The organism is Croceitalea marina (genome assembly GCF_042684265.1).
Classification (GTDB): Bacteria; Bacteroidota; Bacteroidia; order Flavobacteriales; family Flavobacteriaceae; genus Croceitalea; species Croceitalea marina.
This window is the reverse complement of sequence record NZ_JBHULB010000008.1, coordinates 21,696-35,601: the sequence shown is the minus strand read 5'-3', so window position 1 is coordinate 35,601 and position 13,906 is coordinate 21,696. Positions and strand designations below refer to the sequence as shown.

The window sequence follows — 13,906 nt, the reverse complement described above, 5'->3', positions numbered from 1 at the left end:
TAGGTTTTTATAGATACAGCAAATTAAGTGTTTCGTTTGTTTTACACATGACTTTCCAGGGGCTTTTTGGACAATGTGACGTGTCCTTAGGAGGTGCTGACGGTACGTTTGAGTCTCTTTCTAATATTGCTGTTATTGATACGTTATTTAATGGCAATGTAACTGGAGGCGGATGGAACAATGGAAATGGAACCGTAGATTCCTGGAACTTTCCAAGACCAGTGAATTCTTTTGGAGCCGCTGGTATTCCGGAGTCAAATCAAGGTGGAATATTCGCAGGAGCCGGGACTTTTGAAAGAGGCCCTGAATCCTTTTTTACTGAATTAAGCGATTTGGTAATCGGCCAAGAGTATACTATTTCTTTTGAACAGGCCAATGCAGGAGTATCTTTTAGAAATACAGAAACAGCTTTCGGTGATACTGCAAGATGGCAAGTACAATTTGGAACTGAATTTCAACTATCTCCTAGGCTGCCCTATTTAGGAATAGGGAATCAAGTTTGGAGCTATGTTAGCATGACTTTTACAGCTAATAATACAGAAGAAATACTAATGTTCACTTTTGATAATGATGGTATGACGACTCATTTTTATGAGTATATGGCAATAGATAATATTAGAGTGGCAACTATGATACCTGAAGACCCTGCAATTAGTAACACTCTTTTTATTTGTAACAACGATAGCTCAGCAATAAATCTTTATGATGTACTTGTTGGTGAGACTTTAGGTGGTTTTTGGATTAGGGAATCAGGCACTGGTGGTTTATTTAATGCAGCACTGGGTACCTTTATTCCAACGTTAAATGCCACCACAAGCGTATTTAGGTATACAGTATGCGATGTTAGCACAAGTTTTGCTACAATCAATATTGGAGATTCTTCCGTAGATGCACCTTTAGATGTAAAAGCATGTGAGAGTTACATTTTGCCCCCGCTTCTAAGAGGTAGTTATTTTGATGCCCCTGACGGAAGTGGAAATAGTTTAAATGAAGGTGATGTAATTACAACTTCTACTAGACTCTATGTATATGGGGTTAACAATCTGGTACCAGGATGTAGTTCAGAAAATAGTTTTCTGATTACAATATACAGTCCTCCAGTAATTAATAATTTGTTAGACCTAAGAGAATGTTTTGACGAAGAAAATAATTCAACATCCTTTGATTTCAGTAGTGTTGAAGAGTTCATAAATTCAATTGACCCTTCTTTCAATGTAGCAGGCTATTATAATACTATGATTGATGCTGAAAACAATACTAATGTTATTGAGAACCCAACAGACTATAGTACTAATGAAGAAAGAGAAAAGATTTACGTAAGAGTACTCAATGGAAGTTGTTATACAGTTACTGACTTTGACATAGTAAAGTTGTCAGTTCCACTATCAATTGAGGGCCTAGAGGTACTTTGCTTGGACAAAAACGGAACGCTACTACCAAATCAAGACAATACCCTATACACTCTACTAGACCCCAACTTATATAGTTTTAAATGGACTTTAAACGGCTTAGCTTTAGAGGTTACCGAACCATATATTTTTATAGACAAACCTGGTACCTACAGTGTCATCGTTGAAAGTTTGACTAATGGATGTGTGACTCGTACTTCTAAGGACGTCAAAAGCTCTGCAGGCCCTTCTTCTTTTTTGGTTAATGTTGAACCGGGATCATTTGCTGATGTTTTTAGTATTAAGGCTTTTGCGGTAGGCATTAGTGAATATGAATTTAGTTTGGATGGTGGTCTTTTTCAAAATAATGGTGACTTTACAACGAATATTTCAGGATATCATTTTGTAACGATTCGCGATATTTATGGCTGTTCAGAAGAAGTTGTAGAATTATGTTTATTAGATTATCAAAGATTTTTCACTCCCAATGGAGATGGGGTAAATGATACTTGGAAGATTTTAGGGTCTCAATGTGGGACAATAGTAAAACTAACTATTTACAATCGTTATGGTCAATTATTAACCGAAGTAAATTTAGAAGGTAGAGGCTGGGATGGATATTATCAGGGGTCATCACTCCCGTCAGATGATTATTGGTTTAAAGTAAACTACATAGAAAATGAAACTGAGAAAGTCTTTAAGGGGCACTTTGCTTTAAAACGTTAAAAAACACCTTAACTCTAATAGTTAATTCATAATAATAAATCACTTAACTCTAATAGTTAATTCATAATAATAAATCACTTAACTTTATGGCACAACTAACTTAACTTTTCCATGAGAATAATAAAGAAAGTACTGTTGGTACTACTGACTTTGTTGGTACTATTTGGTATTGGATCCCTCTTCTTTATAAATTCTTTAAAGCCTGATTATGAGGGCATAAAAGAATTAAATATGCTATCGGCTCAGGTAAATGTGCATTACGACACGTACGGCATACCTCATATATTTGCCGAGACCGAAGAAGACGCCTTTAGGTCATTAGGCTATGTGCATGCCCAAGATCGACTGTGGCAAATGGAACTCCTTCGCAGAGTAGGTAAAGGGGGGTTGTCAGAAGTGTTTGGGAAAGACCTGGTCACTACTGACCAATTCTTTCTCTCCCTTGGCATTGATGAACATACCAACAAGACAGTGGCCGCTTTGGATAAGAATAGTGAAATGGTCATATTGTCCGAAGCTTATTTAGACGGTATAAATGCATTTATAACTGACGGGCCGACACCCATTGAGTTTTACCTAACAGGTATAGATAAAACTCCTTTTTCGTTAGAAGATATTTACAATGCAGTGGGTTATATGGCTTTTAGTTTTGCTATGGCACATAAGACAGACCCTTTGTTGACCGATATTCGAAATCAATTAGGCGAGGAGTATAGTAATGATTTGATAACTAACTCTAACAAAGATTTTGTTTGGATTAAAAACTACAATAAAAAAATAGCTGATAGCATCCCTAGTACCATAACAGCAAGCGTTACAGAAGCATTGGAAAAACTACCTATTCCGCAGTTTGTAGGCAGTAATAGCTGGGTTTTAGCGCCGGATAAAACGAAAAACGGCAAAGTGATTCTAGCAAACGACCCCCATATTGGTTTTGCTCAACCTTCGGTTTGGTACGAGGCACATCTAAGTACTCCTACTTATGAAAAATATGGGTATCATATGGCGGGTATTCCCTTTCCACTTTTAGGACATGATAGAAATTTAGCTTATGGACTCACCATGTTTGAAAATGATGATATTGATTTTTATTATGAAGAAACCAATCCGGAGGACAGTACGCAATATAAAACCGAATCTGGCTGGAATTCATACGAGTACGTTTCAAAAACAATAAAAGTAAAAGATGAGTCAGATGTTGTTTTCGAATATAAGAATACAAGACACGGGCCTGTATTGAATAATATTGCAAATCAAATAAATGGGGAACGGCCTGTTGCCATGTCATGGGTTTATACTAAGATAGAGAATGAGGTTATGGATGCGCTTTATGGAATAAGCCATGCCAAAAATATCGATGAATTTTCTAAAGCCTTACCAAAGATCCATGCACCAGGACTAAATGTAATGTATGGCGACGCTAAGGGTAATGTAGCTTGGTGGGCTACCGCGAAGTTATATCAGATGCCAGATAGCGTTTCGACAAAATTTATTCTTGATGGTACTTCAGGCAAACAAGAACCGCTACGTTTTTTAGATTTTTCAGAAAACCCACAGGCGATAAATCCACCTTGGAACTATGTATACTCTGCTAACAACCAGCCCGATTCAATTGCAGGAATGCTCTATCCAGGATACTACTTGCCAGAAAATAGAGCGAAACGTATAGTTACACTTTTAGATGAAAAGGATGATTGGGACAAAGAAGCAGTAAGTAAAATGATATTAGACGTTACTTCTTCAGTTAATCCAGAAATTGTAACGGAATTTGGAAAATTTGTTGATGTCTCAAGTTTTTCAGAAGAACAATTGATACAACTTGACGCACTTAAAAATTGGAAGGGGAATTATCCATTGGAAAGTGTTAGTGCTACCATATACCACAGGTGCTTGTATTATGCGCTTAAAAACACTTTTGAAGATGAGTTGGGTGAAGAAAAATTTAAACAATTTTTAGGAACCCATATATTAAAGCGGCATATAGCTAATGGTACACGCAACAAAGAAGGTATTTGGTGGGATAATATTAACACAAAAGATAGAATTGAAACTCGAGGTGATATTGCGCTGAAATCATTTGCAGAAGCTTGGCAATCACTAGAAAATGATTTTGGACCAGACCCCTCTAAATGGACATGGGATAGGGTACATACCATTGAGCATGGTCATCCGATAGGGCAGGTAGCCGCTTTACGCAAATATTTTAATGTAGGTCCATTTCCAATTCATGGAACAAGGGAAGTAATTAATAATATGGCTTTTCCCTATGATAGTACTGGTTTTTATAAAGTTAGTTCTGGACCATCGACAAGGCGCATCATAGATTTCTCGGATATAGAGAATAGTATAAGTATTTTACCCACAGGGCAGTCAGGTAACCCCTTCAGTAAACATTATAAAGACCAGGCAGAAATGTTTGTTAAGGGCGAGTTTAGAAAAATGATGATGAATAAGGAAGAGATTTCGAAAACTTCAACTTCATTGCTTATTTTTAGACCTAGTCAAAAATAAGCTATGCTCATTAAAGTTTTTGGAAGCGCCGTATTCGGCGTTGAAGCGACTACAATTACAGTTGAAGTTAATGTGGATAAAGGAATAGGCTATCATCTTGTTGGTCTACCGGATAATGCGATTAAAGAAAGTAATTATAGAATAGCTGCTGCTTTGCAGAATAATGGCTATAAGATTCCTGGTAAAAAAATCACCATTAACATGGCTCCTGCCGATTTGAGAAAGGAGGGATCAGCTTACGATTTAACGCTTGCTTTAGGAATTTTAGCTGCTTCAAATCAGATTCAATCAGAAGATATAGAAAAGTACCTTATCATGGGAGAACTTTCATTAGATGGAAGCTTACAACCTATAAAAGGGGCATTACCTATCGCGATTAAGGCGCAAGAAGAAGGTTACAAGGGTTTTATCCTTCCTTTACAAAATGCAAAAGAGGCAGCTATAGTAAGTGATTTAGAGGTGTATGGAGTTGAGAATATAAAAGAAGTAATTGACTTTTTTGATACACAAAAACCATTAGAGCAGACCATTATTGATACTAGGGCAGAGTTCTATAAAAGCTTAGATTTTCCTGATTTTGACTTTTCTGATGTAAAAGGTCAAGAAAGTATAAAACGCTGTATGGAGATTGCGGCCGCTGGAGGTCATAATATTATTTTAATTGGACCTCCTGGAGCCGGAAAAACGATGCTGGCTAAAAGGCTTCCATCAATTCTTCCCCCGATGACTTTACATGAAGCTTTGGAAACCACCAAAATTCATAGTGTCGTTGGTAAGATCAAGAATATGGGCTTAATGAGTCAGCGCCCATTTCGTTCCCCGCACCATACGATTTCAGATGTTGCGCTTGTGGGTGGTGGGGCTTATCCGCAACCTGGCGAAATATCGCTTTCACACAATGGCGTTTTGTTCTTAGACGAATTACCTGAATTTAAAAGGGGTGTATTAGAAGTAATGCGCCAGCCTTTGGAGGATAGGGAAGTGACCATTTCAAGGGCTCGATTTACTGTAACCTACCCCAGCAGTTTTATGTTGGTAGCTAGTATGAACCCAAGTCCAGGGGGGTATTTTAATGACCCAGACGCACCGGTTACATCTTCGCCAGCTGAAATGCAGCGCTACCTTAGCAAAATATCTGGGCCTTTATTGGATAGAATAGATATTCATATTGAAGTAACTCCGGTTCCGTTCGATAAATTATCCGAAGAGCGAAAAGGGGAGGGTAGTGTTGAAATAAGAAAACGGGTTACCGCAGCTCGGGAAGTTCAAACTGTACGGTTTGCTAAACTTGAAAATGTGCATTACAATGCACAAATGAATACGAAACAGATCCGCGAGCATTGTAAGTTGGATGAAACCTCAAAAGATCTTTTAAAAAATGCTATGGAACGCCTAAATCTTTCTGCTAGGGCTTATGATCGTATTTTAAAAGTGGCGCGTACGATAGCTGATTTAGCTGGTGATGAAAATCTGAATGGAAATCATATCAGTGAAGCTATTCAATATCGTAGTCTGGATAGAGAAGGGTGGTTGGGATAATGATAGATGAAATGTTTAACTTTAGTATGATATAGAAATAATCATGAGAAAAATATTTTTTTACAATTTAATAATGATAATGTTTTTGTTTTTAAAAGTGCAGGGTCAAGGTCTGCCGACAAACAGGGAATATTATAAGCACCAAGGTATTGAAGCAAAAATAGAGGAGTTTAGTGGTTCCAAATACTATCATGATACCTTTAAGTTGTCAACTATTCAGGATAAGTTGACTGAGAAAGAAGAGAAAAAATACTTACGCTATGATGCTTTAAATGATTTTTTTGAAATGAAAGAATCAATAAATTCTGCAAATGTCACTTTTTTGAAAAAAGAATTAGGGATAGACGTGGTATATGATAATAAGCATTTTGTCTATACTAGATATAATGATGATTTCGATAAACGCCAAACAGGCTATCTTCATTTAATTGGACAAATAGAATCAAATAACATTTACGTGAAATACGGAAGAAACTTAAGAATGCCTGAAAAAGCCAAAACCACTTTGGAAATGGATAAAAAAGGAAGTATTACTAATACCATATATTACCTCCATGGGAAAGATGCGAATTCAATTAGTAAAATTGAGATCAATAAAAAAAGTATCTTAAATTTATTTGCTGAAAAAAACATAGATAAAGTAAAAAACTTCATAAAACAAGAAAAATTGAAATTCAAGAAGGTAAATGATTTAGAAAAACTAATTCAATTTGCAGATAACATATAACTTATGATAAAATAAGTTCGAAATCTTGGGATTTTATTAACTCTGGAAGTCTTTCTTTAACCCACCATCTTGATGTTGGCTCGCAATCCTTCAATGATTCCTTGAATGTTTTTCACGGTATCTAACAAATAGTATTTAATCACAACATGTGGTATACGAATAGTTGTAAATCCGTTTTTAAAAGAGTGCATTGCCTGTTCTAAATCGTTAATAGCCTGATCATGGGTAATCATTTCATAATCAGTATCTATTTCAATATTTAATTTTACCCTTGAAATGGCGATATCAACAGATTTTTTGCCATCCCACCATTCTAACATCGGATTTACTCCGGCCTCTTTTAAGGCATAGAACAATTGAATTGCCTCAATTGGGGTTCCGTTGTCTAAAATAACTCTTTTAATGAGCTTTGTATGTCTTGAACATAATTCTACTCCTAGAGAATCCATGGAGTTTTTGTGCTCGTCATAGCCGATGTTTTTGTCACAATCTTTACAGGTCATGTTAAGTAGGTCGTTTGGTATTAATATTAAGATTTGGGATTAGTATAACCTTATCTTTTTCACTTTATTATTTTAAATCGATGTATGACACACAACTTTTAGACGAACGGTTATTTTTTAGATAAACGGTAAACAGAAATGTTAAAATTGTGGTGAAACTCTAGTTGAATATGATTCTTTTTCTGCTATCTTGAATTTAATTTCAATACCAACCTTTATAATGTTTAAGAAAATCGGTCCAGGAGTTTTAATCGCTGCAGCTTTTATTGGTCCGGGCACAATTACGGCATGCTCGATTGCTGGTGTTGGTTTTGGCTATGCGCTACTCTGGGCAATGTTTCTATCTATTTTGGCAACGATGGCTTTGCAAGAAATGGCCGCTCGCCTAGGAGTTGTAAGCCAAAAAGGACTTGCACTAGTAATAAGGGAGCAACTAAAGTCAAAATGGATCAGAATAGCAGTTTTAATGATTATTATAGGGGCTATTCTAATTGGTAATACAGCCTATGAGGCCGGTAACATTGGTGGTGCAACATTGGGTATGACCGCCTTATTCGGTAATAAGTACTCGGTATACTATCCTTTTATTGTTGGTTTTTTGGCCTTTGCCCTGCTGTGGATGGGTAGTTATAAGGTTCTAGAAAAAGTTTTTGTGGGATTAATTTTTTTAATGAGCCTTTCTTTTATCGTTACTGCGATAATCACCCAGCCAGATGTTTCCCTGATTTTAAAGGGTTTATTTCTTCCTACCTTTCCTGAGGAAGGCCTTTTAACAATTATTGCGCTAGTCGGAACTACGGTGGTTCCCTATAATTTATTTTTACATGCCTCTTTGGTGAACGAAAAATGGAAATCTAAAGACGATTTAAGAAGTGTAAGATGGGATACCATAGTATCGATTGCCACAGGAGGGTTTATCTCGATGACAATAATTATTGCCGCTGCGGCTATACCATCTAAAGAAATAGTTGGTGCTTTGGACCTAGCAAAAGGTTTAGAGCCTTTATTTGGTAATGCTGCAAGGTATTTTATGGGTGTTGGGCTTTTTGCTGCTGGTATTACCTCCGCAATAACAGCGCCACTTGCAGCAGCCTATGTAGCCAACAATTGTTTTGGATGGAATGCGGACTTAAAAGATTGGAAATTTCGTTTGGTCTGGATTTTAATTTTAGGAGTGGGGGTATTGAGTCTTTCCTTAAAAATAAGGCCAATAGAAATCATACAGTTTGCACAAATTGCTAATGGCGCTTTACTTCCTGTGATAGCTATTTTGTTGGTATGGATAGTAAATAAAAATGAAGTGATGGGAAAGTATCGCAATAGCTTTATCCATAATATCATTGGGTTTACAATAATTGTTCTTTCAATTTTTCTTGGGGCAAAAAGCATTTTTAAAGTATTCGACCTGTTTTAAATGAATCATAAAATTATAGATATCAATTGCGATGTTGGCGAGGGGATAGGCAATGAACCGATTTTATTGCCATTAATATCTTCATGTAATATAGCCTGTGGTGGGCATGCAGGTAACGAAAAGACGATAAGTGAAATTGTTAAGTTAGCAAAAAAGTATAGGGTTAAGGTGGGTGCGCACCCAAGTTATCCTGACAAAGAAAATTTTGGTAGAAAAGTCATTGATATAGCTGATGAAGGCCTTAAAATAAGTATCCGAAAACAGATTTATACATTTCTTAAAGTGGCCGAATCAGAGCAGGCAAAAATGAATCATATAAAGCCGCACGGAGCTTTATATAATGAGTTAATGACAGATTTGCCATTGGCGCTTACTTTTTTAGAGGCTATAAAAGGTTTTAAAAACAACACATTTTTATATGTGCCCTATAACTCTGTTGTTGCAAAAGAAGCTCTAAGTCAAGGTTTCAAAATAAAGTATGAAGCGTTTTGTGATAGAAACTACAATGATGACTTAACACTGGTCTCACGAAAAGAAAAAAATGCCTTAATAACAAGTCCTAAGAGCGTTTTGAATCATATTTTGAGATTAATTGAGGATAAGAGCGTTAAAACGATATCCGGGAGTTTCAAAAGAATAAAAGCGGATACATTTTGTGTTCATGGAGATACTCCGGAAGCTATTGAAATATTAACGTATCTTTCCAATGAATTACCGAAGAAAAGTATTGAAATAGGCAAGTGAAGAGTTATCCGATTACATTAAAAGAGTTTGGCAGAAAAGGTATTCTCATAGAATGGCCAAATGAAGTGGAAGAAGCTATTCTTGATGATATCATTCGTTTTAAGTCAATTTTAGAAGAAGAGTTAAATGATAATATAGAACTTGTTCCTGCGTATAACTCTATTGCTATAATCTCAAACAATGGTGATTTTGAGTTTGAGAAGCTAAAAAAAGAACTACTTCAACTTTACAAAACAAATAAGGCTACTTTAATAACACAAAGAACGCTCTGGAAACTACCGGTTTGTTATGACGCTGAATTTGGGATTGACCTAGAGGAAGTGGCTTTCAACTTAAAAATGACAAGTTCTGAACTAATAGAAATACATTCTTCAAACGAGTATAGGGTATTTGGCATAGGCTTTTTACCGGGGTTTATGTATTTGGGAGGACTTCCGAAGCATATAGAGACCAAAAGAAAAGAAACCCCAAGATTAAAGGTAGCTAAAGGTGCTGTAGGTTTGGCAGGTAAACAAACGGGCATTTATCCACAAGAATCCCCAGGGGGGTGGAATATTATTGGTAATTGCCCAATCCCAATTTTTAATGCAAATGCAGAAAAACCATGTTTTGTAAGTGTTGGAGACAAGATAAAATTTGAATCAATCACCCGTGCCGAATATGAACTGCATAAAATTGAAGGCGAAGTGGGTATTTATAAACCAGAGAAAATTTTGTTGGATGCTTAAAGTATTAAAACCTGGTTTTTTCACTACTGTGCAAGACTGTGGTAGGTTTGGATATCGTGATAAAGGAGTGCCGGTTTCGGGTGCTATGGATATGATTTCGGCCTCTAGGCTTAACGCTTTATTAGAGAATAAAGCTTGTGCCTCGGTTCTTGAAATTACCATGACAGGCCCAACACTTTTGTTTGAAAACGATACCTATATTGCATTGGCAGGTGCCTTGCTTTCTCCTACACTGAATAATGAACCAATAGATAACTACAAGGTATACAAGGTCGTTAAAGGTGATATTTTGTCCTATGGAAGGTTAGAGAAAGGATTCAGAAGTTATTTGGCTGTAAAAGATGGGTTTAAAGCACCTTCTATACTAGGCAGTATGTCACAATATTACCCATTAACGGATACCAAATGTATTTCTGAATTTCAAGAAATAAATTTTGAAGAATGTATTTCTTTTGAACCAAAAATTTCTGAATTGAAAATGGATACTTATTTGGATTTTAACTATTTAGAAGTTTTTAAGGCTCCAGAGTATGATTTATTAAATGATGGTCAATTAACCGCTATATTTTCAAAAGAATTTTCAATTTCAAAAGAGAATAATCGAATGGCCTATCAATTAAATGAGACAATCGAAGGACATTCTACAACAATCTTGACTTCTGCTACGCAGCCAGGGACAATACAATTAACCCCGGCAGGTAAGCTTATTATTTTAATGAAAGATGGTCAAACAACAGGGGGATATCCACGAATATTACAATTAAGTGAAGAGGCGATATGTGTACTTGCCCAGAAAAAATCGACTGACAAGCTAATTTTTAAAATGGTTTAGACTTTAAAATAGACCTCTTCAAAAGGTATGCGAAAGCGTTCACCATAAATTCCTTTTTCATCTCGTATGCCGCATCCGATGACCATATTGATTTCTGCACCTATTGGCAATCCTAATAGTTTTTTAACTCGCAAGGTGTCACTGCCCTCCATAGGGCAAGTATCATAGCCAATTGAAGCCATACTTATCATAAAATTTTGAGCTGCTAATCCAGCACTTTTATGAGCTACAATCCGCATGTCTGAATTTCTTACTTGCCGGTATGTGGGTTTTAAGAGTCCTGCCACTTGAAAGACAGTATATTTTACCCATCCCAGTATTCCCAAAAAGTCGGTATAAACCGCAGGAATTAGTTTCGTATAATAGGCCAAGGCAAATTTTTCCCGTTTGGTATATTCTATCTTAGGCTTGTTGTTTAATGAACTCTTTATAAAGGTTGCATTTGCTTTTGCCCTTTTTCGCCATAAATCTTTTCTGGTAACGACCACAACCATCTGTTTAGAATACTTTGCGGCGTTTTGACCCAAACAGGCAGGCACCATTTTTTTAAGTATTATATTGTCAACGATATGGTAAAACTCCCATAATTGGAGGTTACTACTGGTTGGAGCTAAAGTTGCATTATGTATACAAGTCCTTACTTTTTCAGTATCCAATTCGATATCTTCTTTAAAAATGCGAATCGAACGTCTGTAATTGATGGCTTCAGAAACTGTTTTTTCCATAGAGCATAAATATATTAATTACAAGTGATTGTGTTTTAGCAATTTTTTACGTACCCTTGAAGTATGATAACAAAAAACACACTTTTAAATGTGGTCATTATTATCCCAGAGATGGGGTGATACGGACTTTGTTATATGTAAAAAGCCTGTATCTAACCGATACAGGCTTTTTTTATGCGCTTAATAAAATAAATGAATGTGGTATTTTAAATAGATTTAAATGACTGAAAAACAAGTTATTAAGCAAATTATTTTTTAAATGACTTTAGACGATATCTTACTGTTAAAATGTTGAGGTATTTGAAACAATTATTTTTGAATACTAAAGTATTTTCAACACTTTTGAACATTTTGAAAGAAACTTTTAATGGAATTAAACAAACACAGTAAAAACGTAACGCAAGACCCGACACAACCGGCTGCTCAGGCAATGTTGTATGCCATAGGATTATCGGAAGAGGACCTTAAGAAACCTTTAATTGGCATCGGAAGTACAGGTTACGAGGGTAACCCCTGTAATATGCACTTAAATGATTTGGCGCAAGAGGTAAAGAAGGGTGTTAACGAAAGTGGTTCTGTGGGATTGGTTTTTAATACCATTGGGGTGAGTGATGGAATATCTATGGGCACTTATGGAATGCGTTACTCACTGCCTTCAAGGGATATTATTGCCGATTCTATGGAAACGGTAGTACAAGCCATGAATTATGATGGTTTGGTCACTGTTGTAGGGTGTGATAAGAATATGCCCGGCGCATTGATGGCGATGATTCGATTGAATAGACCGTCGGTTCTTGTATATGGGGGAACCATAGCTTCCGGATGTTTTAAAGATAAAAAACTAGATGTGGTTTCTGCTTTTGAAGCCTGGGGTGAAAAGGTTGCAGGAACGATGAATGAAACTGATTACAAAGGAGTGATTCAAAATGCCTGCCCTGGGGCTGGTGCCTGTGGCGGCATGTATACCGCAAATACAATGGCTTCTGCAATAGAAGCTTTAGGTATGGCTATGCCATTTAACTCTTCCAATCCAGCTATTGGAAAGCCAAAACAAAATGACGCTATAAATTCAGGAAAAGCAGTCAGGCATCTTTTGGAAAAGGATATTAAGCCAAGTGATATTATTAGCCGAAAGTCGCTAGAAAATGCCGTAAGATTACTAACGCTCCTAGGAGGTTCGACGAACGCGGTACTTCATTTTTTGGCCATTGCAAAGGCTGCTGATATAGTTTTCACTTTAGATGATTTTCAGAAGATTAGTGATACAACGCCATTTTTGGCTGATTTAAAGCCTAGCGGTAAATTTTTAATGGAAGATGTGCATCGTATAGGTGGGGTGCCGGCTGTAATGAAGTTTATGCTTGAAAATGGGATGTTGCATGGTGATTGTCTTACAGTTACTGGTAAAACTGTGGCAGAGAATTTAGCAGAGGTTCCTAGTTTATTGGAAGGGCAAAAAGTAATTAAACCTTTAGATGCCCCAATTAAAGAAACTGGGCATTTAAGAATTTTATATGGGAACCTTGCCGAAAAAGGGGCTGTTGCGAAGATTACGGGAAAGGAAGGGCTATATTTTTCAGGGCCTGCCAAAGTATATGATGATGAATTTTTAGCTAATGCCGGCATTGGAAAAGGGGAAGTTAAAAAAGGAAATGTCGTAGTTATTAGATACGAAGGACCGATGGGAGGACCAGGAATGCCAGAAATGCTTAAGCCTACTTCTGCAATTATGGGGGCCGGTTTGGGGAAAGATGTCGCGCTAATAACAGATGGAAGGTTTTCCGGTGGAACACACGGTTTTGTTGTCGGTCATGTTTGTCCAGAAGCCCAAGATGGTGGTTTGATTGGTTTGTTAAAAGATGGAGATATTATAACAATAGATGCAGAAAAAAATCAAATACATGTAGACTTAAGTCTGGAGGAAATTGCAGAACGTAAGGCAAACTGGAAAAAACCTCCATTGAAGGTAAAACGTGGAAGCCTCTATAAATATGCGCGAACAGTATCCTCAGCTTCTGAAGGTTGCGTGACGGATGAATTTTAAAGATTTACTCATTATAGTTAAAAAG

General features: G+C 36.6%; 11 protein-coding genes. 9 read left to right on the top strand and 2 right to left on the bottom strand.

What is annotated here, in order from left to right; translation table 11 throughout:
• Nucleotides 1-47 precede the first annotated feature (47 nt).
• The 4 genes from ACFSQJ_RS07125 (at nucleotide 48) to ACFSQJ_RS07110 (ending at nucleotide 6,891) form a co-directional block, all read left to right on the top strand.
• Complete coding sequence (locus tag ACFSQJ_RS07125) at nucleotides 48-2,114, top strand: T9SS type B sorting domain-containing protein (protein WP_377766276.1); 2,067 nt, start codon at nucleotides 48-50, stop codon at nucleotides 2,112-2,114.
• Nucleotides 2,115-2,225: 111 nt separating this feature from the next.
• A complete protein-coding gene (locus tag ACFSQJ_RS07120) occupies nucleotides 2,226-4,625 on the top strand; it encodes a penicillin acylase family protein (RefSeq protein WP_377766275.1) in 2,400 nt (799 codons plus the stop codon).
• Nucleotides 4,626-4,628: 3 nt separating this feature from the next.
• Nucleotides 4,629-6,164, top strand: a complete 1,536-nt coding sequence (locus ACFSQJ_RS07115; RefSeq protein WP_377766274.1) for a YifB family Mg chelatase-like AAA ATPase — start codon at nucleotides 4,629-4,631, stop codon at nucleotides 6,162-6,164.
• Between the two features lie 43 nt (nucleotides 6,165-6,207).
• Nucleotides 6,208-6,891 carry a hypothetical protein gene (locus tag ACFSQJ_RS07110; protein ID WP_377766273.1) on the top strand — a complete coding sequence of 228 codons (684 nt, stop codon included), beginning with the start codon at nucleotides 6,208-6,210 and terminating at the stop codon, nucleotides 6,889-6,891.
• A gap of 56 nt (nucleotides 6,892-6,947) precedes the next feature.
• Here ACFSQJ_RS07110 and ACFSQJ_RS07105 read toward each other — a convergent pair whose 3' ends face one another.
• Nucleotides 6,948-7,394, bottom strand: coding sequence for a hypothetical protein (locus ACFSQJ_RS07105; protein WP_377766272.1), 447 nt, complete (start codon nucleotides 7,392-7,394; stop codon nucleotides 6,948-6,950).
• A gap of 220 nt (nucleotides 7,395-7,614) precedes the next feature.
• Here ACFSQJ_RS07105 and ACFSQJ_RS07100 point away from each other — a divergent pair, with 220 nt between their 5' ends.
• From ACFSQJ_RS07100 to ACFSQJ_RS07085, 4 genes are read left to right on the top strand one after another with little or no spacing between them, the layout of a single operon-like run.
• Complete coding sequence (locus tag ACFSQJ_RS07100) at nucleotides 7,615-8,808, top strand: Nramp family divalent metal transporter (RefSeq protein ID WP_377766271.1); 1,194 nt, start codon at nucleotides 7,615-7,617, stop codon at nucleotides 8,806-8,808.
• On the top strand, nucleotides 8,809-9,552 hold the full coding sequence (gene pxpA, locus ACFSQJ_RS07095) for a 5-oxoprolinase subunit PxpA (RefSeq protein WP_377766270.1): 744 nt from the start codon (nucleotides 8,809-8,811) through the stop codon (nucleotides 9,550-9,552).
• A complete protein-coding gene (gene pxpB, locus ACFSQJ_RS07090) occupies nucleotides 9,549-10,280 on the top strand; it encodes a 5-oxoprolinase subunit PxpB (protein WP_377766269.1) in 732 nt (243 codons plus the stop codon). The genes pxpA and pxpB overlap by 4 nt, the downstream gene beginning before the upstream one ends.
• Nucleotides 10,273-11,112, top strand: a complete 840-nt coding sequence (locus tag ACFSQJ_RS07085) for a 5-oxoprolinase subunit C family protein (RefSeq protein WP_377766268.1) — start codon at nucleotides 10,273-10,275, stop codon at nucleotides 11,110-11,112. Before pxpB ends, ACFSQJ_RS07085 begins: the two co-directional genes overlap by 8 nt.
• On the opposite strand, the gene ACFSQJ_RS07080 is transcribed toward ACFSQJ_RS07085, so the two are convergent.
• Complete coding sequence (locus ACFSQJ_RS07080) at nucleotides 11,109-11,837, bottom strand: nitroreductase family protein (RefSeq protein ID WP_377766267.1); 729 nt, start codon at nucleotides 11,835-11,837, stop codon at nucleotides 11,109-11,111. The two genes, ACFSQJ_RS07085 and ACFSQJ_RS07080, sit on opposite strands and share 4 nt — an antisense overlap.
• A 367-nt stretch (nucleotides 11,838-12,204) precedes the next feature.
• Here ACFSQJ_RS07080 and ilvD point away from each other — a divergent pair, with 367 nt between their 5' ends.
• Entirely contained in the window at nucleotides 12,205-13,881 is a 1,677-nt protein-coding gene (gene ilvD, locus ACFSQJ_RS07075) for a dihydroxy-acid dehydratase (protein ID WP_377766266.1), read from the top strand.
• Nucleotides 13,882-13,906 lie beyond the last annotated feature (25 nt).